This window comes from Paenibacillus darwinianus, from assembly GCF_000598065.1.
Classification (GTDB): domain Bacteria; phylum Bacillota; class Bacilli; order Paenibacillales; family Paenibacillaceae; genus Paenibacillus_I; species Paenibacillus_I darwinianus.
In genome coordinates this window covers 8,061-31,176 of sequence record NZ_KK082131.1, presented here as the reverse complement: position 1 = coordinate 31,176, position 23,116 = coordinate 8,061, and the positions used below count along the sequence as shown (strand labels likewise).

17 protein-coding genes and 3 pseudogenes are annotated in these 23,116 nt (G+C 54.4%); 2 read left to right on the top strand and 18 right to left on the bottom strand.

The genetic code is table 11. The features are described from left to right. Positions 1-86 precede the first annotated feature (86 nt). The 13 genes and pseudogenes from BG52_RS02120 to BG52_RS02065 all read right to left on the bottom strand — a co-directional run bounded on the left by BG52_RS02120 (position 87) and on the right by BG52_RS02065 (position 15,306). On the bottom strand, positions 87-653 hold the full coding sequence (locus BG52_RS02120; RefSeq protein ID WP_036580571.1) for a TVP38/TMEM64 family protein: 567 nt from the start codon (positions 651-653) through the stop codon (positions 87-89). 94 nt (positions 654-747) lie between these two features. Then, positions 748-1,491, bottom strand: a complete 744-nt coding sequence (locus BG52_RS02115) for a hypothetical protein (protein WP_036580569.1) — start codon at positions 1,489-1,491, stop codon at positions 748-750. Continuing rightward, entirely contained in the window at positions 1,488-2,327 is an 840-nt protein-coding gene (locus BG52_RS14735; protein ID WP_051587615.1) for an ATP-binding cassette domain-containing protein, read from the bottom strand. Before BG52_RS14735 ends, BG52_RS02115 begins: the two co-directional genes overlap by 4 nt. A 350-nt stretch (positions 2,328-2,677) precedes the next feature. After that, a complete protein-coding gene (locus BG52_RS02105) occupies positions 2,678-2,899 on the bottom strand; it encodes a Gfo/Idh/MocA family oxidoreductase (protein ID WP_036580565.1) in 222 nt (73 codons plus the stop codon). Positions 2,900-3,063: 164 nt separating this feature from the next. Further along, a complete protein-coding gene (locus BG52_RS02100; protein WP_036580622.1) occupies positions 3,064-4,536 on the bottom strand; it encodes a protein adenylyltransferase SelO in 1,473 nt (490 codons plus the stop codon). A gap of 119 nt (positions 4,537-4,655) precedes the next feature. Further along, positions 4,656-4,796 (bottom strand): annotated as a pseudogene (locus BG52_RS16735) (hypothetical protein); the annotation flags it as partial. A 381-nt stretch (positions 4,797-5,177) separates the two neighbouring features. Next, on the bottom strand, positions 5,178-7,055 hold the full coding sequence (locus tag BG52_RS02095) for a beta-L-arabinofuranosidase domain-containing protein (protein ID WP_223298897.1): 1,878 nt from the start codon (positions 7,053-7,055) through the stop codon (positions 5,178-5,180). Positions 7,056-7,092: 37 nt separating this feature from the next. Further along, the gene (locus BG52_RS02090; RefSeq protein WP_036580563.1) at positions 7,093-8,940 is read right to left on the bottom strand and encodes a glycoside hydrolase family 127 protein; all 1,848 of its coding nucleotides are present in this window, start codon (positions 8,938-8,940) and stop codon (positions 7,093-7,095) included. Positions 8,941-8,967: 27 nt separating this feature from the next. Continuing rightward, a complete protein-coding gene (locus BG52_RS02085) occupies positions 8,968-9,807 on the bottom strand; it encodes a carbohydrate ABC transporter permease (RefSeq protein ID WP_036580562.1) in 840 nt (279 codons plus the stop codon). After that, positions 9,804-10,757, bottom strand: coding sequence for a carbohydrate ABC transporter permease (locus BG52_RS02080; protein WP_051587617.1), 954 nt, complete (start codon positions 10,755-10,757; stop codon positions 9,804-9,806). The genes BG52_RS02085 and BG52_RS02080 overlap by 4 nt, the downstream gene beginning before the upstream one ends. A 92-nt stretch (positions 10,758-10,849) precedes the next feature. Beyond that, positions 10,850-12,265 carry an ABC transporter substrate-binding protein gene (locus tag BG52_RS02075; RefSeq protein WP_223298896.1) on the bottom strand — a complete coding sequence of 472 codons (1,416 nt, stop codon included), beginning with the start codon at positions 12,263-12,265 and terminating at the stop codon, positions 10,850-10,852. A gap of 118 nt (positions 12,266-12,383) precedes the next feature. Then, positions 12,384-13,493, bottom strand: a complete 1,110-nt coding sequence (locus tag BG52_RS14730) for a response regulator (protein WP_051587618.1) — start codon at positions 13,491-13,493, stop codon at positions 12,384-12,386. Continuing rightward, entirely contained in the window at positions 13,438-15,306 is a 1,869-nt protein-coding gene (locus BG52_RS02065) for a sensor histidine kinase (RefSeq protein WP_036580560.1), read from the bottom strand. Before BG52_RS02065 ends, BG52_RS14730 begins: the two co-directional genes overlap by 56 nt. An 814-nt stretch (positions 15,307-16,120) precedes the next feature. Between BG52_RS02065 and BG52_RS15115 the strand changes: the two are divergent. Continuing rightward, positions 16,121-16,255 (top strand): annotated as a pseudogene (locus BG52_RS15115) (pyrimidine/purine nucleoside phosphorylase); the annotation flags it as partial. 48 nt (positions 16,256-16,303) lie between these two features. Here BG52_RS15115 and BG52_RS02055 read toward each other — a convergent pair. The 3 genes from BG52_RS02055 to BG52_RS02045 form a co-directional block, all read right to left on the bottom strand. Then, positions 16,304-17,767, bottom strand: coding sequence for a carbon starvation CstA family protein (locus tag BG52_RS02055; protein ID WP_036580557.1), 1,464 nt, complete (start codon positions 17,765-17,767; stop codon positions 16,304-16,306). A gap of 149 nt (positions 17,768-17,916) precedes the next feature. Further along, positions 17,917-18,681 carry a LytR/AlgR family response regulator transcription factor gene (locus tag BG52_RS02050; RefSeq protein ID WP_036580555.1) on the bottom strand — a complete coding sequence of 255 codons (765 nt, stop codon included), beginning with the start codon at positions 18,679-18,681 and terminating at the stop codon, positions 17,917-17,919. Further along, positions 18,650-20,443, bottom strand: a complete 1,794-nt coding sequence (locus BG52_RS02045; protein WP_036580551.1) for a sensor histidine kinase — start codon at positions 20,441-20,443, stop codon at positions 18,650-18,652. The genes BG52_RS02050 and BG52_RS02045 overlap by 32 nt, the downstream gene beginning before the upstream one ends. A 308-nt stretch (positions 20,444-20,751) precedes the next feature. On the opposite strand from BG52_RS02045, the gene BG52_RS02040 reads away from it, so the two are divergent. Next, positions 20,752-21,753: a ketoacyl-ACP synthase III gene (locus BG52_RS02040; RefSeq protein WP_036580550.1), complete on the top strand. Its 1,002-nt coding sequence runs from the start codon at positions 20,752-20,754 to the stop codon at positions 21,751-21,753. Positions 21,754-21,875: 122 nt separating this feature from the next. Here the strand turns inward: BG52_RS02040 and BG52_RS02035 are convergent, their stop codons facing one another. Next, complete coding sequence (locus BG52_RS02035; RefSeq protein WP_036580549.1) at positions 21,876-22,598, bottom strand: glycosyltransferase; 723 nt, start codon at positions 22,596-22,598, stop codon at positions 21,876-21,878. Positions 22,599-22,625: 27 nt separating this feature from the next. Next, positions 22,626-23,116, bottom strand: a pseudogene (locus BG52_RS02030) (NAD-dependent epimerase/dehydratase family protein); the annotation flags it as partial.

Sequence of the window (23,116 nt, the reverse complement as noted above, 5' to 3'; positions counted from 1 at the left end):
CGTCTGTCTTATACGCAATAGGCTGGCAGCGGCGGCGTTTTAAGGCTGAGAGCGAAGACGCGCGGTCGCGCAAGCCTTTCGCCGGATCAGCCCTTCTTTTTGTTGCGGCCTCGGAACAACAAATAGACAACGATTACGACAGACACAACGACAAGCAGCCTAGGCAGGTTCTCATTAATCGTAAACAGATCATGGCCGATCAGCGTTTCCATTGCAATGGAAGGCATCTTCCCCAACGTCGTAGCCAGGAGAAAATCGATGTAGCGCATGCTCGATATCGCCGCAACAAACGTAATGACCCCCGAGGGCACCGGGGTTAACCTGGCAAATGCAAGGATTGAAAATTGCTTCGGGCGCCCGCCTTCGTTCAATCTTCGCAGCCAGCTCCAATTGTCCTGCTTCAGACGGGTTTTGCCGAAGCCCCATTTATAAAGCCAGTACGATATCGCAGCCCCCAGTACCTCCCCGGCCAACGAAATCCAAAAACCCGGAACAATCCCAAACACAACCGCATTTGCTCCTGAAATAAACACCGATGGGACCAGGCCCAAAATAGCGACCGCAATACTGAGGAGCAAGCTGACGGCAATGGCCCATATCCCAAACTCTCTCAGCCATGCGGCGAGTTGCTCGACTTTCACCAACCAATCCAACGTTTCTACCCCTCTTCACTGACAGCACGATCATTACATTCTGTAGTATAAAGGTTTCGACCGCGCCGGACAACAGGCTGAACGCAGCGGGACTTCACAGGATGCCAGGTAGCCAGTTGCCCGCGCCGGCAATATAAAGAATACCTAAGCCGATACTATAAAGGGATGCCGCGATTCCGAAGGCCCGAAAAACCTTGGGCTTGCCGATGATCCGTGATATTCCGAAAAGGGAGGCCATGACGATAAAGAAATGGGAAACAAACAACCCGAATGCGAAGGCCACGACGGTCATGATTCCGCTCGATATCGAGCCTGAGCCGGTCGCTGCGGCAAACAGCAAAAGCTGGCTTGGCGTTTCCGCGCCGATTCCATGAATGATGCCGATCAAGACAGCGCCGCGGTTGGACATATTTGCGTTTAACCCTCTGTTATAATCCGCTCGCTTGTTTCCAAGCTTCCAGCCCAGCCAAGAGATCAAATTGCTGATCCCGTTGTAAGCCAGCCTCCATCTGCTTATCAGAATCGTTTCCTGATTGTTTCTTAGCAAATAATTCAGTAACAAGGCAGACAGAACGATTAGCGTGATGCCGACCAATTTTTCCATGAAGCCGTCGACCCAGTCGGGAAGCGCATATCCGATAACAACGGCCACCAGGCCGAGGGACAGAATAACAAGTTCATGGCCGATCGCGTAGAAAACGGCAAGCACAAAACCTTTTTTTCTTTTACGCTCGGATGCGGTCAGATCGGTGATTGCGGCGATATGGTCCCAGTCTACGCCATGTCTTAATCCTAATATAAAAGCCAGTGACAGAAGCGATACCACCTGTACGCTCATTGCATCTCCTCCATGGATTCGTTTGAATGCAGGGTATACAACAGCCTTACGGTTTCCGGGAGCGTACGGGGGTAACGAGCGATCCTGACATTGTTCAGAAACGTAAAAGGAAGGGATAATGTGGGCAAACCCATAGCCGCTCTTGCCATAACGTCCGGTTGTACGGTTAATTCGGCCGTTCCGGCGGCAATAAGCCCGCCATCCTTGAGCACCAAGAGCGAATCGGCCCAAGCGGCCGCAAAATCAACGTCATGCGTGGCAACGATCACCGTAATGCCGGTTAGATGCAGCGAATCCAGCAGGCAGCTGATTTGCGAGCGTGCTGCGGCGTCCAGTCCCAGAAACGGATCATCGAACAGCATCAACTTAGGATTCGAGCAAAGAGCCGCTGCGATTTGAAGCTTTTTCAAATCCGCACGCGACAGGTATTTGACATCGTCCATTCTCGTTTCATACAAATCGACCGAGCACAATAGCAGCTTCGCCTTATCCTCGATTTCCCGTTTCGCCAGCCGTTCCTTCATGAGTAAATGAGTCAGGTATTCCCATATCGTCCGGTGGAAGAGTGACGGTTTAAAAACGTTGTCCACCAGTTTCACGGAAGCGTTGATTTGCTGTTTCGACCATGAATCGATCGGGGCATGGAACAGCGCAACGCTCCCCTGCGTTAACCGCACTTGATGGCACAATGCCTTTAGCAGAATCGACTTGCCCGATCCGTTGCCCCCCAAAATGACGGTTTTTTCATGAGCCTTCACCGAAAAGGTGAGGTTATTCAGCATGGCCTTTCCATTGGGCAGCGTATAGCCGGCATCAGTCGTAACGTAGCAATACATGTAGACCCCCTGGTGATTGAAATAAAATGGACAAAAACCCCGCACGGGTTTTTGTCCTTTATATGGTGTTCCAACATACTTATGCTATTATAACCCCTCAAAGCTATGATGTAAATAATAATCACATTATTATGTCATTTAATATAACATATAAACGGACAACCGAATCGGCGGCTAAACGGCTTGGTCGCACCGTATTTCAAAGCGATATCCAGCTTTTCCTGCGATACGTCCACAACCACCAGCTCCGATGCGCCGCCACACGATATCCCAACTCGTGCCCGCGATCCTCGACGGATGGCTAAAATTCCGTTGAACACATGCTTCCCTTGCTCCGCGGCTTTCATGACCTATTCAGAATGAAGCGCATTCGGCAGGGGAATGTAAACCGCGTCAATATCGGGATCCTGCTGCAATTCGTCATAAGAAGCGTACACGGCCGGTATCCCAAAAGTCGAAGCGATGTCCCGTACCTTCGGATTGGAATTGGCGATGGCATTCATGCTTTTTGCCGGATCGGCGCCGGGAAGCGCCTGGTATTCAGGTTTGATTCCCCATCTGATTGCATGCAAAGGTGGACCTTCTGACGACCAGCTCCGGCAGCAATACGACACGCTGCTTATGACTGGATTCACCGTTGATTTCCTTCAGAAGAAAAGGGCCAATTAACATGCCCTTTTCTGTAGGATTATTAAAATTTTATGGACCATTAATTGGTTGGTCTACCACTTCTATGTCAGGTACCGCAGAAAGTTCGGTAAGGATGGGTTAGCGCAGGCAATGTGGAGTAATCAGCCTGTTCGGGCGTGTGCGCGCAGGGCCTCGAAAGGACGTCAACCAGCCGCTCCATCACGCTGTAGTCTCCTTGTTTCACCGCAGCCTCCAGTGCCTCTTCAACCCGGTGGTTGCGAGGGATTACTGCGGGATTGCTGCTGCGCATCAACTGTTGCGAGGAGGCTTTTGGTTCCTGCTGCCTGCCTAGTCTCGCCTGCCACAGCTCATGCCACTGATCAAATTCCGTTGTGCCGAACAAGACGGTATCCTCGGGCTTATCAAAGGTTAATGCGCGGAACGTATTGGTGTAATCCGCACGCTGCTTCTGCATCATACGGAGCAGGCCTTCAATAAGGGCTTCGTCCTCTGGCTCTTCGTTAAAGATTCCGAGTTTCTCCCTCATTCCCGCGAGCCAGTTACGGTGATACAACTCGGCAAAATCAGCAATCGCATCCTCGGCGAGTTTGACGGCCTGAGCTTCGTCGTCATGCAGCAGCGGCAACAGGGTTTCGGCAAATCTCGCGAGATTCCACGCGGCAATATGCGGCTGATTGCCATAGGCATAGCGGCCATAAGTGTCTATGGAACTGAATACCGTTTCCGGGTCGTAGGCATCCATGAAGGCGCAAGGACCATAATCAATGGTTTCTCCGCTAAGGGCCATATTGTCGGTGTTCATCACCCCGTGAATAAAGCCAACGAGCTGCCATTTGGCAATCAGCCCGGCCTGACGCTTGATTACTTCCTGAAGCAGGAAAAGATAGCGGTTGTGATTACCGTCAGCCTCCGGAAAATGTCTATGCAATGTGTAATCAGCCAAGGCCCGGAGATCCGAGGCACTGCCCCATTGTGAGACGTATTGAAAAGTGCCGACACGCAGATGACTGGCAGCCACGCGGGTCAGAATTGCTCCGGGTTGCTCGGTTTCACGGATAATGGACTCCCCGGTTGCCACCACCGCCAGGCTGCGGGTAGTGGCAATACCAAGCGCCTGCATGGCTTCGCTGATGATGTATTCGCGCAGCATCGGTCCAAGCGCCGCTCGACCGTCGCCACGGCGGGAGTATGGCGTTTTACCTGAACCCTTAAGCTGAATATCAACCCTCTCACCCAGGGGAGTGATCTGTTCGCCAAGCAGCAGAGCCCGGCCGTCCCCTAACATCGTAAAATGCCCGAATTGATGCCCTGCATAAGCTTGCGCAAGAGGCAAAGCGCCTTCAGGAATCCGGTTGCCGGCCAGCACCGCTACCCCATCATCGCTTTGCAGCGCTTGGTCGTTCAATCCCAGGGATGCCGCCAACGGACGATTAAGAATGATCAATTTCGGTGAGCGCACAGGGGTTGGGTCGAGCTTGGTAAAAACGGATTCCGGTAGACGTGCATAACTGTTGTCGAAGTTCCATCCTGTTTCTATATTTGCTGTTTTCTCCGTCATCGTATCTCCTTTATTTCTTTTATCAACTTTGCGCATCCACACAAGCAGCCTCTTGTAGAGTTCGCTTCATCCCCTATATTATACCCTTTCCACACATAGATGGCGCCCCTTGGGTATCGTTATTTCATCATTCTTTCATCGTTAACGAGAAAGAAACCGCTCAGCCGATGCCGGCGCAGCAGCATGGTTAATACAAAAATTAATTGATTGATTACATTGTTTACATTCGCGATTTCCGTCTTTACCTTCGAACTGTCATAAGAAAAGCCGTTGTGTCCATACTACAGAGGAATTACCCAGTTCTTTGGGCTTTTGGCGTGCCAATGAGATGACCCATGCTTTGGCCTCTGGCGTTACTTCGGGAGGTCTACCGGTACGCTCTTCTTCAAGCAAAGCGGCTTCGGTGCCCTCCGTCAGTGCTTTGTCGACACAACGGTTGACCTTAGGCACAATTGTACCCAGAATGTCTGCGATCTTTGGAATACCAATCCGTCAGCATAATGAAGAAGAATACGCGCGCGCAAACACGCCGAAACTCTTCCGAAGGCGCCTTACTGATTCGTTGAAGCATTTCACGATCCGCATCAGAAAGCTGTAGTTTTTCTTTCTTGGATTTGAAAGGCATGGTATCTCTGTACGAATCACTTCGTACGAATGAGCGGAAATTCTCCGATTCTGAGCTTGGCGCTGCCGTAGGGCACGAGCTCCAGCTCCTGCTCAGCTTGGCCCTTGGTGTCCGGGTTGAGCGGCGGCGTCCCGGCGTTATTCGACTCCATCCGCCAGTTTCGCACCAGACTTCCCCCCGTCTTAAGTCGAACAGGCGCCTGGCTGGCGAGAAAAGGCTGGCGCGGAATATCTTCCGTAACGACCGAGAAGTCCGCTCCCTCATACAAACCGAAGCGCCAAGGCGAGGACGGATAGATCTCCCAATCGCTGAAAAGCTCCCGCTTAATGTGTGGCTGCCAAATCTCCCCCAAAGGCAGAACATACACCAGCGGACCTCGCTCGATGCTGGTTGCATAAAGATTGCGGCGGGTTGCGCGCACCTCCATCGGAAGCCGCAGCTCGACCGTATCGCCGTCAACCCAGTCCCTCTCGATGCAAGCAAATCCTTTCTCTACGTCCATCCGTACCATTTCGCCGTTGATCGCAAGCGCCGGATGATCGCACCACGCCGGAATCCGCAGCCGCAGCGCGAAACGTTCAGGACGTTCTAACCGCAGTTTCATCGTCACCGTCTCGCGGAACGGATAGCCGCCGCCAACCTCGAGCGTCGCCTTTGTGCCGCCGGCTCCCACTTTCTCCTGCACCCAGCAAGGCGCGTAGGACACGGCCGCAAGGCCGCCTTTTCCGTCCGACATCCATAGATGCGCCGCCAGCTTCGGCCAGCCCTGGTGCATATTTGCCGTACAGCATCCGAAATTCGGTTCGAGGCCGAACAGGTTCGCCTCATCGTTATTGCTCCAGTTCCGCGTGGCGACATTGCACATGATCTGGTTCACCTGCTGATCGTACTGGTGCGAGGTCCAATCCGCCGAAATCGCGGCCGGCAGCGCGTTGAAGGCCACTTTGTCGAGAATATCGCCATACTGCCCGTCGCCGAACACCCGCACCAAATGCTCCATCGTGAACATATATTCGACGACCGCGCACAGCTCCACCCCTTGGCTCGGATCAGTGCCGGACAGCCATTCGTCCCCAGAGAACATGCCGTGCGCCTGACCGTGATGAGTCATCAGGCTTTGAATCCCGCGCCGAACCGCTTCCTCCTCTTCGGGATCACCGGTGAGCTCGTATCGGATGGCCGGCGTTTTGACGCCCATCGCCACATTGACGACATGTGTCCGATGGTCCCAATGCTCGACCTTGCGCCAGAACGGGAAATCGTGCAGAATCCCCGTCCAATCCATCGTCTGCGCGGCAACCTTGTCCGCCAGATCCAACAGAAACTGCTCGCCGGTGCGCTTGTATGTCCACTGGACCGCAAGCAGCATCTCCGCGCCCCTCGCCTCCGCCCAATCCTTAAGGGGCAGCCTGTCGATCGTGGCGGAAACATAACGGAAATATCGCAGCAAAAAAGGCACCACCCGCTCATCGCCGGTTGCTTCCTCATGCTGGATAAGCACCTTCAGCATAATCATGTAATGCCACCAGTCATGGTTCTTATCGATATCCTGGTTCACCGTTTCAATCCGTTCCGGCCCGAAAGAGCCGTCCGGCTTCTGGCTGGCGAGCGACCATTCAATCCACCGGTTCGCCTTGGCGATCAGCCGCTCGTCCTCCAGCAAATGCGCCAAAGGAACAAGCCCATCCAGGTAGTAAGGCCCCCTCTCCCAGCTTTCGCCCGATCCGCCGATCCAGCCGTTGTCCAGACCTACATCCGCCCAATGCTCCTCCAAATGTCCGGTCAATCCGTCTGCCTGAATGCGGAGCTGGTCTTTAAGCCACCCCTCCGGTTTGATGCTTCCGAGCGGCAATGCCTCGAATGCCGTTTGTTTCAAACTCTGCCGCATTGTCATCGCGTAAACACTCCCATCGCAATAGGTTTATTCGTCGCTACCACGCATACAACGATCGGTCTTCAGCTTCTGTGATCCATACCTGCATGAATCCGGGCTGTCGGTTGTCCCAGGCATAGTAAGGGATCAACGTGCACGGCTTCCCTTCTTCGGTATTGCCGGCCAGCAAGACAGCCCCTCCCAATACATCCGCACGGTACTCATAAGCGAAAGCCTCACCGGCGCGTACCGAGAAGGACTGATACTCCAGATGCGGATTGTCGGCGTGTTCAACGCAGTAAACGACAGGTCCCCGTTGGATCGCGATCATGCCCCTATTCGCTTCCACTTCCGGTCGGGCACGCACGATCTCCACGGGCATGTCGAGCTGCAGCAGGACGACGTCCCCCTGTATCCATTTCCGTTCAAGGACGGCATAACCGCTTTCGAGCCGTACATCGAGAGCGGGTACCGGCTCCCCGTTCACTGCCAACCGGTATCCCCTGCACCATCCAGGAATCCGCACACGGATTTCGAACGCTTCGTCTCTCTCGGGCAGAACCTCAAGGGCGATGTCTCCCTGCCACGGATAAGCCGTCGTTTGCTTCAACCTAACATTCGTATCGTTTTCTTCCAACCGAATGACGCCGGTTCCCTGGATATACTGATTCACGGCGATCCCTTTCTCCGAACACGCATAGACGTAATTACCGACGGAGGGAAGGAAGCGCGCCAGATTCGTCGGACAGCACGAACAATTGAACCATTCCACTCGGTGATGATCGCCTTTGGACGCGAGCGGATTGACGTAAAAAAACTTGTCGCCTGAAAGCGAGAGCCCGGCCAGCACCCCGTTGTACATTTCGCGTTCGACGATGTCGGCGTATTTGGCATCGCCGAGCAGCAGATTCATCCGGTGGTTCCAGAAGGCCATGGCGATTGCGGCGCACGTTTCGCAGTAGGCGCTCTCATTAGGCAGATCGTAATCATGCGTAAATCCCTCGTTATGCCGGGAAGGCCCGACCCCTCCCGTAATGTACATGTTCCTTTCCACCGTATGCGACCACACACGCAGCAGAGCATTCAGGTAATCGGGGTCGCCGGAGACATGAACGACATCGGCCATAGCCGCGTACAGATACATGGCGCGTACGGCGTGACCTTTTACATGGTGGATATCCTTGACAGGCACGTCATCCTGGCAGTAGCCCGGCCCCCATTCCTCTTTATCCCAGATCGCTCCGACACCGTGGCCGCGTCCCCGCTCTTCCAGCAGCCATAACGACAATTTCCAATAACGATCTTCCTTGGTGACCCGGTATAATTTGACAAGCGCCAGCTCAATTTCCTCATGCCCTTCCACCCAATGGCGTTTGCCGGGACCGAACAGGCTGTCGTAGTGATCGGCCAGCCTGCATGCGGCATCGAGCAGCGTTCGTTTCCCTGTGGCTTCATAATAAGCGACCGCCGCCTCGATCAGATGGCCGCCGCAATACATCTCATGCTTTTCCATATCGGTCCATTTGCGGTCCGGCTCCTTGAGCGTGAAGTAGGTGCACAAGTAGCCGTCCTCCTCCTGTGCCGAGGCAATAAGCGCCGCGATGCGGTCGATCTCCGCTTCCAATTCGGGGTCACGGTCGAGCATGAGGGAATAGGAAGCCCCTTCAAGCACTTTGTACACATCGGAATCATCGAAATAGATGCCTTGAAACTCACCCTCGGCAAGTCCGGCCGCTTTCGCAAAATTGGCGATTCGGCCCGTCTGCTCGCATTTGTCCAGGCAAACCCTTAACGTAATGTCTTTCAGCAGCGAGATTCGCGGACGCCAGAAATCGCCGCTGATGTTCACGCTCGTAAAAGGTACATGTCCCCAATGTCGCAGCCGTCCCGCCGTATGCGTACTCATTCGTGTTCCTCCCTATAAAAGTCGAATTTACCCCTTAATCCCGGTAAGCGTAATGCCTTCGATAAAATAGCGCTGCCCGATGAAGAACAGGAAGATGATCGGCGCCACAATCGCGGTTGAAGCGGCCATCAAATAGCCCCATTGCGCGTTGTACATCCCGCGGAAGGAAGCGAGCCCGAGCGCCAACGTAAATTTATTGCTGTCGCTCAAATAAATCAGCGGACCCAGAAAGTCGTTCCACGTGCCGATAAACGTAAAAATCAAAATCACGATCAGCGCCGGCGTGCAAAGCGGGATCAGAATCCGCCAAAGAACGGTCAACGGGTTTGCCCCGTCCATATAAGCCGCTTCGTCCAAATCTTTGGGAATCGTGTTGAAAAATTGGCGTAGCAAAAAGATGTTGAACGCTCCTCCTCCGAACCAGGCCGGAACGATCAGCGGCCAATACGTGTTGATTGCGCCAAGCGATTTCCAGAGGACGAACGTCGGAATCAAGGTGACGGCGTAAGGAAGCATCAAGGTGCTGAGTATCAAGCCGAACACGAGATTCCGGCCGGGCCACTTCAATCTGGCGAAGCTGTAGCCGGCCATGGTACTCGTCATGACCACACCGGCGACAACCGACAATTCAATCGTCATCGTATTCAGAAAGTAGCGGAAAAAGGGGACGACGGTCAGCGCATCGCTATAGTTCCGCCACTCGAACGGCCTGGGAATCCACTCCGGCGGGAAAATGAAAATTTGCGCAGTGGACATCAGCGAGCTTCGGAGCAGCCAGGCGAACGGAAAAACCATGGCGATGCTGCCCGCAATCAAAATAAAGTAAACGGCGAACCGATGCAGCAGTCTCGCGGTGCTGATGCTCATCCTTTCCCCTCCCCTTCGTAATAGACCCAAAACCGCGATGAGCGGAAAACGAGGGCGGTAAGCGCCATGATGATCAGGAACAGCACCCAGGCAAGCGCTGCCGCATAACCCATCTGTGCTTCCGAGAACGCCTTGCGGTACAAATAAAAGATGTAGAACAAAGTCGCGTTATTCGGGCCGCCGTTGGTCATGACGTAAGCCTGGTCGAACACCTGCAGCGTGCCGATCATCCCCATGACGACATTGAAAAAGATGGTCGGCGTCATAGACGGAAGCGTGACATGCCAAAATTTGCGCAGCGCCCCGCCGCCGTCCACCTCAACCGCCTCGTACAGATGGCCCGGAACGCCTTGAAGGCCGGCCAAAAAAATAACCGCGGCATTGCCGACTCCCCATGTACTCATCAAAATAAGGGAGGGAATCGCGGCCGTCTCGCTGTAAATCCATTGAGAGCCCGGCAGTCCGACGTTTCTTAGCATCGAGTTGAACAAACCGAAATCGGGATTAAACAGCCACAGCCATAACATGCTGTTCGCGATGCTGGGCACCAGTACCGGCAAATAATAAACGGTGCGAAAAATGGCGAGTCCTTTCACCTTCTGGTTCAGCAGCATGGCGATTAGAAAGGCGGCCATAATACCGAGCGGCACGCTTCCGATCGTATAGTAGAGCGTCACAAAAAGCGATTTGCTGAACAGCGGATCGTCGGCCGCCATGGCCCTGTAATTTTCCAAACCGGTAAATTTCATGTCCGACCCGATACTCCAGTCGGTCATGCTAAAAATAAGCGAAGCGATCATCGGCCCGACCACGAAGATGATAAATCCCAACATGGCGGGAAGCGCGAATAAAATCCCCCATTTTCTTTCCATGCGCGCGATCCCTGACAGCCGCGTTTTACGCGGGAGCTGCGCGGCATTGACGGAAAGTTCGTCTGCGACGGCGTTCATGCCATTCCTCCTCGTATACCATAATCTCGGGACGAACGAGGCTTGCGGAAAAAGAGAGCCCTTAGGAACAAGGACTCTCCTGGAGCCTCTCATCATTCGACGTCATATTTCCCTTGAAGCAGAGGCTGAATATCCTTTTCCATATCGCGAAGCACTTTGTCGGCCGGTTCTTTATTCGTCCAGATCTTGTCCAGCGCGGCAGAGATTTTGGGATCGATTTCCGCAAAGTTTTTAAGCGAGTAAGAGGGAGAACGACCGGCGTAAGTCAAGGTGTAATCGATAACCGCTTCCTTATATTCCGGCGGGTGGGCGTCGTTCTTGATCCACGAATCAATCGCCTCCGGATTGGTGTAATATTTGTCTTCCAGCGGCATCCAGAGACCTTTCTTGTAAAGATCGACTTGCTCCGGATTGTTATGATAGATATAGAATTCCAGAGCTTCCTTCGGATATTTGGTGCTGGAGAAAATGACGGTGGGCGCTCCGAGCATCATCGTCTTCGCTTCCTTGAATTTCGGAAGGACCCCCATCCCGAAATTCATTTTGGTCGAGGCAAAGTCGAGCAGCGCCCATTGGCCTTCGATCGCCATGGCTACTTTCTTCGTCTGCAGCCTGACGTTCGTTGCCGGCATATTCTGCTGCTGGGTGGCCGTCGGCGCCACGTAGTCCTTGTACATCAAATCCTGCAGCGCCTGGAACACCTCGACCGCTTCCGGCGAGTTGAGCGCATATTTCGTGCCGTCCTCATTCGTGATATCCGCGCCGTTGCTCAGGAGAAACGGATACCAACCGCCCATCCAGGTCGGGAACGAAACGCCGTATTGCACGATGTTTTTCGGGTCGAAGCCGGCATCGTTCGGCGTTCTGCCGCTGCCATCCTTCGTCAGCTTCTTCGCCGCATCCACGAATTCCTGCCAGGTCCAGGCATTGGCTCCGCCCGTCGGCGGTAGTTCCAGTCCCGCCTCATCAAACAAATCCTTATTGTAATACAGCGTAATGATTTCGGCCGCCGTGTTCGTGCCGATCGTCTTGCCCGGCGCGTAATAATAATAAGATTGTTCCAGCCGGTTTCCGAGCTCGGGATACATGTCCAGATACTCCGTCATATCCAGCACTTTGCCGTCCGCGGCCCATTTCAGGGCCAAACCTTCTCCCAGATAGGCCACATCCGGGAGTTCGCCGGTGGCCATCAGCGTATTGATCTTCGCATTGTAGTCGCCTGGCACGTGCTCGCCTTTCACTTCGATGCCAGGGTGGGATTCGTTGAAGGCTTTGATCATTTTCTCCATTGCCTCTTTCTCGAAAGCACTGCCCCAATACATGAACTTGAGCTTGGCCTTTTCCCCGCTCGGCGGGCTTGCCGGCTCATTTGCGTTATTGCCGGCCGTCCCGCCGTCGGACGAGCCGCCGGTATTTCCCGAACTTCCGGAATTGCCGCTGCATGCGGACACCACGAGCGCCAATACCAGCACAAGCATAATCACAATCGACCGTTTACGTTGAGCCATTTGCTTTTCCCCCTCCATCGATGGTTGCGCTTACAAATTTATTATGCAGGTTTCGGCGGGGAATGTTCCATAGAATCCGTTGCGCCGGTCTTTGATTTATTGACTTCTTTTTGGGAAGTTATTGAAATCTCTTTCTAAAATCGGTAGGGCTGACTCCCTGGTGCTTCTTGAATGCAATGCTGAAATAATTGGCATCCGTGAAGCCCACCTGCTCGGCAATTTCATGCATTTTCAACGCGCTGCTTATCAGCAACTCACGGGCCTTCTCAAAGCGGATTCGCGTCGTAAACTCCAAATAGGTTTCACCCGTCTCCTGCTTAAACAAACGGCTCAAATAATAAGGATTGAGATGAACGGCTGCAGCCAATGTTTGCAAGCTTATCTCCTCGCTCAAGTGCTCGCGGATCCATTCCCTTGCCTGTTCAATCGAATGGGTGACGGGCTTATCCATGGATTTCCGAACCCGTTCGGATAGAATTGTAATAAATTCGCGCACTTGTTTCATTAAACCCTGAACGGTATCGCACCCGCCCAGCGCTTCGAGTGATTGCTGCGCGTGTACCGGCAGTTCATGCCCCATCTCATCGGACAATCGGGCCGCATAGACGACAAATTGCGAAGCGATGATTTTAGCTTCCGTAAGGGGCAATTGACTCAGCTCGTCCAACCATTCTTCCATCATTCCCTGACACCCGGACCCCGCTCCCGCACGAAGCTCGCCGAGCACAAACAATTCTTTGGCGAGCAGCTTTTGTCCCCTGCTGCCAGGTATGGCCAATCTTCGCTGCAGATCATCCAGATAGCCCGATTCCTTGCGGTTTACGGTCACCTTCATGGCCGCCTTTTCCAACGACTGCAAAAGTTCGTCATAGGATACCGGCTTTAGCAGATAGTCCGAAGCTTGCAGCGTAATCGCTTCTCTCGCTTTGTGAAAATCGTCATAGCCCGTCAAGAAAATAATTTGGGTTGATCCGTTTCGGCCGCGTATATGCCTGGCTACCTCCATACCGTTTATCCCAGGCATGTTAATATCAAGCAATACGATGTCCGGCGAATGCTCGTCGAACAGCGCCATCGCGTTTTTTCCATCCCCCGCTTCCTCGACGGCTTCCACGCCGAAATCTCTCCAAGGTACGACCGTATGGATACCGCGGCGGATATGAAATTCATCGTCAACGATCAAAGCCTTTACCGCTCGTTTCATCGTTTGCTGCATCGTTTGGTTCATGGGCCGCTCCCCCCGATTCCATTATCGCCGGCATCGCCAGCTTGATTGTCGTATAGAGGCCCGGTTCACTCGTTATGCTCACTCCGAAACCCTGGCCGAATCCAAGTTTCAAACGGTCGTGCACATTTTTCAATCCATAGGTAACGCTCGTCTCTTCCGCATCAAGCGCATCCGTAATCTCTTTGATGCGTTCAGGTGTTATTCCTTGGCCGTCATCGGTGATCCGAAACGACAGGATACCAGCCTCCACCTCACCGGATATGACAATCGTACCTTGTCCCTCCTTTTCCTTCAGGCCGTGGTAAATGGCGTTCTCGACGATAGGCTGAATAATGAACTTCGGGACTAAATAGCGGCTGATGTCGTCCTCAAAGGAGAAAATGAGATCGAACCGATCCGTATAGCGAAAATTTTGCACCTGAAAATAGGCGAGAGCATGGTCCAGTTCTTCTTGTACCGCAATGGTTTGATTACCTTTATTGATGGTCAATCGGAAGTACTTGCCGAGCTTGCCGATCACGTCGCTGATATCCGGCTGGTTGCGGGAGAACGCCAGCCATTTCAGAGATTCCAATGTGTTATACAAGAAATGCGGATTGATTTGAGCCTGCAGCGCGTGAATCTCGGCTTCCTTCCGCTTCATGAGCGCATTATAGACTTGTTCGTTAAGCGCTTTGTTCTCATCGATCATCCGCAGAAACCGCCGGCCGATCTGCCCGACTTCATCCTTTTCGTCAAACCGGACAATCGAAGGGGGATCGATCGAACCGTTCACTTTAATAAGCAGGGACAATCGGTTAAGCGGCCTTCGAATCGTGCCGCTGATCCAATTGGCCAGGAGCAAACCGAAAACAAGCGTTCCAATGAAGATCCATATAATAATCGTCCTGATCGAACGCGCATCCTCGGACAGACTGCCCGCATCAATGACATGCATAATCGACCAGCCGAAAAGCTGGCTCTGCTGTACCGCACCCATCCACTGCCTATTGATGGAAACAAACTGGCCGGCATGCGGATTGGCCTGCCTTGCGGCTGCGTACAACGCGGCATTCATCTCCTTCTCCTCATTTGCATTCGGAAGGGAGTACAGCAATTTTCCGTCTTTGTCTGCGATCATAAACCGGGATTTCTCGTCCGCATTAAGAAATGAAAAACCCTCGAAAAACCGTTCTTTATTGATTTCCAAAATGATAAACCCGAGCGGTTCGAAATCCCCGCCCGTTCTTTTCAGAAGCTTGCCGACAAGCATCATTTCCCCGTTCTCTTTCCGGTTCTGGTCGAGCGATCTCCCGTCCCTGATCAACGGCATATTGTTTTCCCCTAATTCTTTATACCAATCCTCCGCTTCCGAGGGACTGATATAAGTACCGTATAACCGCCATTCCGGCGGCGCCGTCATATGATAGATCACATAACGGACGACATAGGATTTGGATTGCGTGATCGTATTCATCGCGTTGTTGATCCGATACGAGTTGCGGATATAACTGTAATCGCTCTCATCGTTCGCGGCTTGTACGTTCTGGCATACCTGATCGCTGCTTCCCGTTAGCGTGCATTGAATTTGCGAGCTGCTGATGATGACGTTGAACAAGTCTCTGAAGTCGACCAGAATCCGATCGAGATACTGGTTGGCGATGCTGCCCGCCGCAAAGCTCTGCTCCTCCGCTTTGAGCATAAGACGGTCGGCGGATATCCGGTAAACGGCTATACTGATGAACAGCATCGGAATCAGCGTGATAACCGTCGTAAGGATAAACAGTTTGCCGCGGATTTTTTTGAATTTGAACAAGTCGAGTAAAGTATCCATGGACGGTCTCCGTTTCCTCAAAGGTATACGGCTGCACACATAAGAGGTAAGCGCATTCAAATGTAATACAACATTACGGCAAAAAAAAGACCGGGGCAAGTGAAATCTGCCCGGTTCCATTTCCAACAGCTCTTTCATTGATTATCCGGTTCTCCCGGCTACCGCCATCTTAAACCGCCTATCAAAATAGGCCGACCTGAAAACTCTGGTTGGCCCAATAGCACGAAGGGCTGCCCCGTACTCTAATGGCTGCGGTACAGCGCCCTCGAATTTGAATATACAATCATGCTTCATGAATAAAACAAGCCACTTCATGACCCTATGAAATTTCGGTTAACGCGGGAACGGTCAAGGCACAGCGTTCCTCCGCGTGGGCACTGCGCGTGCGGAACCGGCAGCCCGATGGCGGATTCAGCGGACGGGGTAGTTCCCCAAGCAAAGGTGCATCGTCGCTCGATCTGCCCGGTTCATCATCCAGGGAGGGAGCCGAAAGCAGCAGCGCGCGTATACGGATGACCCGGATTCTCAAAAATTTTCTCCGTCGACCCTTTTTCAACGACTTTGCCTAAATACATGACCATGACCTCATCACTCATGTATTCCACCACATGCAGGTCGTGGGAGATGAAAATGAGCGTGAGCGAAAATACCATCGAGGCGGCGGTCGCTTATTATGAAGCGACAGGGAAAGGGACGCTGCTCGATGCCGCAACCTTGTCCGCCATATCCAACAGGAACTGCTCGCCGGTGCACTTGTATGTCCATTGGACCGCAAGCAGCATCTCCGCGCCTCGCGCCGATTTAGTGCGGGGGCATGACGCAATTTGCGGGTGTAACGGTGGTTAAGAAAGCGAATGTGTATTTCGATGGAAAAGTGACGAGCAGAACGGTGCTGTTCGAGGATGGAACGAAAAAGACGTTAGGCATTACGCTTCCGGGCGAATATGAAAGAAGGGACCCTCTGCGCCAATCCGGCGAGAGGGTCTTTTGGTTTCCGTCAAGCGCTGACCGAGCGCGACGGAATGATGTCGAAGTCGTCGTCGATGAGCAGCTTGCCTTGCGCCGCCATATGCTTCCTTGCCATGTAGATGAAGAAGACGATGACGAGTCCCGTACCGATTGCGCCTGCGATGTAAGCGACCTGCATAGGGAGCCCGAAGCCGATCGGCGCATTCATAATATATGTGAGCGACGTGTATGTCATGAACGCGGCGGGAATCGAGGCGATCCAATGATTTTTGCCGGCTAACAGCAAATACATGGCGCCGACCCACAGCGCGATCATGGCCGTCGATTGGTTGGCCCAAGAGAAGTAGCGCCACAAGAGGTTGAAATCGATCTGCGTCAGGAAGACGGAGATGACGAACATCGGAACCGCAATGATCAATCGCGGCGTCATGTTCTTCTGTGCAATGTTCAAGTAATCGGCAATAATCATCCGCGCGCTGCGGAAGGCCGTGTCGCCGGACGTGATCGGCAGCACGATAACGCCGAGGATCCCCAGCGTTCCGCCGATCGCTCCGAGCATCGTTAAGGATACTTGGCTGACAACGCCGGCTGGTCCGGCCGTTGCGATCAGTTCGTTGAGCGATTGTCCGTTGAACAAGCTCATGGCCGCCGCCGCCCAGATCATGGCGATAATGCCCTCCACGATCATCATGCCGTAGAAAATTTGCCTGCCACTCTTCTCGTTCTTAAGCGTTCTGGAGATAATCGGCGATTGCGTCGCATGGAAGCCGGACAGGGCGCCGCAAGAAATCGTCAGGAACAAGAGCGGGAAGATCGGCACTTCGTTAGGGTGCATATTTGCAAGCGACACTTCCGGAATCGGCGCGCCCGTTACGATGAGGCCGACGCCAACGCCGACCGCGCTGATCAGCAGCAGCGCCCCGAAGAACGGGTAGAAGCGGCCGATGATCTTGTCGACAGGCAGCAATGTAGCAAGCAAGTAGTAGACGAAAATAATGGCGATCCAGACGCCAAGCGTCAAATATCCCGGCGTCATGTTGGCCAGAAGCTGAGCGGGAGCGGTTACAAACACCGTACCGACCAGGACGAGAAGCAATATAGCGAAGAAGTTAACGACATGCTTCGTTCCATTGCCGAAAAACTTGCCCGCAAGCGCCGGAAGATGCGCGCCGCGGTTGCGGATCGAAATCATGCCGGTCAAATAGTCGTGAACCGCCCCGGCAAAGATGCAGCCGAATACGATCCACAAGAAAGCGACCGGGCCGTAAAGGGCTCCGAGAATCGGGCCGAAGATCGGTCCGACGCCGGCAATGTTAAGAAGCTGGATTAAGCCGTTCTTTTTGTTGCCCATCGGGACGTAATCCACGCCGTCGCCCATCGAGTATGCAGGCGTCGTGCGCGTTTCCTTAACGCCGAACACCTTTTCCACAAACTTGCCGTATAAGAAATAACCGATAATTAATAAGACGATTGCCGTAAGAAAGGTAATCATCTGATCGCAAGCCTCCTTCGAACACATTGATGTATACGCTTACACATTATCATCATTGGTGCGCGGACGCACATGTTTGCGGATAACGTGTTCATTTTCGAGGATAAGCTGCACAGATTTCGGGATGACGGCACTTCGCGCGGCAACGCTTACAGCTCTAATCGTTCCCTAAGCTCCTTCACGTAGTTGCGGCTCACGGGGATCGACTCGTTCCGGCCAGACACCTTCAACTGATAGGCTCCATGAAACCAAGGTGTAAGCTCGATGACCAACGCCAGATTGACGAGAAAGCTCTTATGGATGCGAAGGAACGACTGCTCTCTCAGCTTTTGCTCCAGCTCCTTCAAGGTCAGTTTCGTTACGTATTTATGCTGTCGCGTATATACATGAGACATGCCATTCTCGCTGGCAATATAAATAATATCCGCGGGAACGAGATACACGATCTTACCTTCTTCCTCCACGGCGAGCTTCGCCGGCGCCGCTTTCGCAACCGCTGCCGCCACGTCCCAAGCGTCCTCTTTCGCCGCTTCCCCGACGCCTGAGATGTGCTTGGCGATACGCTGGACGGTTTGATGCAGCTGCTCCTCATCGAACGGCTTCAGCAAATAGTCGATCGCTTCATATCGGAACGCGGGAAGGGCGTAATCCGGGAATGCCGTCGCAAATACGATCAACGGCGCACTCTTCAGCCTCATGATGGCATGGGCCAAGTCCAACCCCGTCATGTCCGGCAGTTCGATATCAAGAAATACGACGTCCGGCTCCGCACGAAATATAAGCTCCAGCGCTTTGCCGCCGGTATCCGCCTCGCCTGCGAGCGTAAACAGATCATATCGCTTTAATAGGTGCGTAAGCTCTTGCCGGCTGTATAGTTCATCGTCAACCACTAAAGCTTTCACGGGTCCGTTCATAGTGCAGCGCCTCCTCTACTTCTGTCGGGATGAGGAACCGGAAGCGGGATCCCCGTCCCGGCTCACTGTCCATCTGCAATCCGGCGCTTTCACCGAAGGTGTGCAGCAGCCTCTTGTTTACGTTGTATAAGCCGATTCCGGTATTTTCATTGGAAGGCAGCGGCTTTTCCGCGAGCTGCCTCATCCGCTCGGGTTCGATGCCGCGGCCGTTGTCCTCAACGGAAACGAGCACGCCTTGAAGCTCCTCCCGAATTCGGATGCGAATTTCGCTGCCTGGCTTCATCGGCTTCAGGCCGTGCTTCAGCGCGTTCTCGACGAGCGGTTGGAGCAGCATCGACGGCACCTCGCGGGTCAACGCGCGTTCGTCGATGTCATAGGTAACGTTAAGCTTGTCGATGAATCGCGTTTCTTGTATTTGCAAATACGCCTTTACATGATCCAGCTCAACCGATAGCGGCACCCTGTCGTTCTGCGAGCCGGAGACGTTCTGGCGAAGGAAGCGGGACAAGGCGATAAGGAGCTTCCTCGCCTTCGACGGGTCGGTACGGGTCAGCGACACAACGGTATTGAGCGTGTTGAACATAAAATGAGGGCTGATTTGCGCCTGCAGCGCTTTGATTTCCGCTTCCGCCGCCAAACGTTGATAGCGCTGTACTTGCCCGAGCACCAGCTGGCGGCTTAACAGACGCGACAAGCCCGTAATGAGCTCGATGACGGTCGGCGTAATCGCTTTCTCCGAGATATAGTAAAAGGTTAACGTCCCGACGACCTTATCATTCTCGAGAAGCGGCGCGACAATCGCGGCTTGCAGCGTGCAATCCGGGCGAGCGCAGCATATGTCGCCGCCGCTCTCCTTCATCCACGTGCCCGTATGGAGCACCGTACGGAAGGCGGGGGGGAGACCGTGCGCATCCGCATCGCCCGGATGGTGGTGATCCTCTCCGAGCCCGACGTGCGCGAGGATGGAGCGTCCGTCGCTGATCGCGACTGCGGCCGACTCGACCTCGCTCAAGATGATGCGGCACGCCTTATCGGCCGAGCTTGCGGACATGCCCCGCTGCATGTATTTCAGCGTGCGGTCGGCGAGACGCAGCGCCTTCTGCGCTTGGACGGCGCCGTTCTTCTCCTCCTCGCGGATGACGCTCCGAATGATGACGATGAACAGGGCGCTGCCGACGCCGTTCGCGAGAATCATCGGCACGGCGATGTTTTGTACGAGCGACCATGCTTGGTCGAACGGCCTGGCGACGAGCAGAATGATCAGCATCTGCACGGATTCGGCCAGCATGCCGACCCACCACGCGGTCAACGCCGAGCTGTGGCTGTCCCGCCGGAGCCGATTCCGGATCCACCCCGTGAGGATCCCGGCCACTACGGTAGACAAGCCGCAGGCGAAGCCGGTAAAGCCGCCGAGCAGAAGCCGATGCGCTCCCGCGATCAGTCCGGCGCCGACGCCGACCTTAATGCCGCCCAGCAGCCCCGCGACGACAATGCCGATGACGCGGGAATTTGCGATGGCCTCCTCTTCGCTGACCCCCAGCGTCCAGCGGGAAATGTCGAGTTGATTCGCGTTTACGGTAAGTCCCGTATACGTGCCTATGATGCCGAAGCAGCCAAACATAAGGATAATATTAATTTGTTGACGGGTCGTAATTTCCTTCTGATCGATCAACCTTCTGAAATAAGAGAAGCGGGTCATGACGAAGGCGACCGTAACGATGATGCCCAGTCGTTCGAACATCATCGGCAGCAATTCCCACATGAGCAGCCTCCCCCCCGATTACCGCGACTTATTATTCGTCAATATTTTTGAATTCGTTTACATTATATCTTAACTTTCACAGAAAACAACGCTCAACCCTTGCTATTATTACATGATAACTTATCATAACCCATTATATTATGTCTCCTCGAGAGCAACCACTCGACCGTTCTCATCCAAATGCCATCCGCAAACTTTCTCAACAATTCTGACACCAACCACCCCAACACCCCCACATTGACTTTCAAAAGTAAATCCCTTAATATTAGTACCAGATACTAATATCAGACAATAAGGAGTTGGTCGCGATGTTTCTAGCGGGTCCCCTTCATTCGCAGGCGGTCATTACCGCTATTGGCGCTTATGTACCCGAACGTGTGCTTACGAACGCCGATTTGGAGGCGATGGTCGACACGAACGACGAATGGATCGTGCAGCGGACAGGCATTTCCGAGCGGCGGATCGCCGCAGAGAACGAATATGCCAGCGATCTGGCCATATCGGCGGTACGCAATCTCGTCGAGCGGTACGGCTCGGACATCAGCGACGTCGACTATATTTTAACCGCAACCTCTTCGCCGGATACGGTTTTTCCGAGCGTGTCCGCACGCGTCCAGGCCGCGTTCGGCATCCTGGCCTGCGGCACGGCCGATGTGCAGGCCGCATGCGCAGGCTTCGTATCCGGGCTGCAAATGGCTAACGGACTGCTGCTCGGCGGCCTGCACCGGAAGGTACTGGTCATCGGCACCGAGACGCTGTCCAAAATTACCGATTACACGGACCGCACAACGTGCATCCTGTTCGGCGACGGCGCGGCGGCATTCCTGGTAGAAACGGCAGCTGACGGACAAGGCTCGTTCAACGCCTCCTCCGTTTCGACCCAGGGCGAGTCCGGCCACCACCTATACCGTTCCGCGCTCGCTCCCGCCCTCGGCGAATTTCCGCTGCAAGCGAGCGGTCGCATCGTCCAGAACGGACGCGAGGTGTATAAATGGGCCGTTACAAACGTGTCGGAGGGCGTCAAGACACTCCTTGAGGCAAACGGCATGCGCACGGAGGAGCTCAGCTGGTTCGTGCCGCACAGCGCGAATATGCGGATGATCGAATCGATCTGCGATCGTACCGGCATTCCGCTGGAAAAGACCCTGCACAGCGTAACGAACTGCGGCAACACATCGGCCGCTTCCATCCCGCTCGCGATAGACGCTGCGGTGAAGGACGGTAGGCTGAAGCGCGGCGATTCGCTGCTGCTCTACGGCTTCGGCGGCGGCTTGACGCAAGCCGGCCTGCTGCTGCGCTGGACGCTATAACCGACCTGCAGCACATACCGCCTTGTACAATAGATGTGCGCATGACGCGCAGGCAAGCATCGTACCTCGCTCTGTCCGGTTAACGGCTGCACAGTGATGATCATCAAATTGCGTGCAAACCCTTATGGGGCCTGCACGCCGATTTGCGTCAGAAACCTGCGCCACGGAGCGGCGTAACGGGCGAATGTCGCCTGTGCTTCCGCCGTAACCGCAGCCCGGTGCCGCAAGGTGCCCATGCCCTTGTGCTTGCGATAATAGGTCAACGGCTCCGGCAGGTAATGAAACGGATAACCCGCCAGCATCGCGCGGTACCAGAAATCCAGATCATGCGTGTAGGCGAGCGATTCATCGAAGCCCCCGAGCCGGGTATACAGCTCCTTGCGCATCATGACCGTACAGCCGTTGACCGGATTGGCTCCGACGAACGCGCGGTAAAAAGCGGGACAGTCCAAGCCCGGCGGCGATACGCACCTCTCCGTCACCTTCCCGCGGCCGTCGATCACGCTGAAGGCCGTATGCCCGAGCCAGGCGCTCTCGGCGGACATCGCCCGATACTGCCGTTCGATTTTCTCCGAATGGAGCTTGTCGTCCGAGCTGAGCCATGCGACATACGTGCCGCTTGCCAGCCTGAAACCGGTGTTCAGGGCGGCGGCCGTACCGCCGTTCGCCTGCCCTATATAATGAATGCGGCCTTCGTATCTGGCCAACTTGTCGGCACAACGCACCGAGCCGTCGTCGACGACGATGATTTCGATGCCGCTGCGCGTCTGCGCCAGAACGCTTTCGACCGCCTCCGCCACATAAGGATCGTTGTAGAACGGGATCACCACCGATACGTCAGGCATCGGCCTACTCCTCCTTTTCCTTTTCTATCATTCCGATGGTGCGGCATCGGCGATCATATCGGCCACCGAGCGGTCAAAAGGGTAACGGGGCTGCCACCCTAGAGCGCGCACGGCCGAATCATCCGCAGGTTCCGGCGACGGCCCGGCCGAATCGCCGATCTCCCACTGGATCGGCACATCCGACGCGAAGTCGAACGCAGCCGCCACCTCTCCCAGCGAACGGAACTCGCCCGACGCGACTGGGTACACGCAGCCGCTTTCGCCCAGCCGCAGCAGCAGGCCATACGCCTCCACCGCATCCCGGACATCCAGAAAATCCCGCCGCTCCCCGGCGGACGACAGCCGGAACGGCTTTGGCCGCTGCCCCCCTAATACTGCCGACTCTGCATCATCCGCTGCCGATGCTGCGGATGATGCAGATGTCCGGGCCCCGCGCAGGACGCGCACATGATCTGCGATCAGGGCGCAAAGCCCGTTAGACGGACCGGGCCCGATCAGATTCGACGGCTCGGCCACCA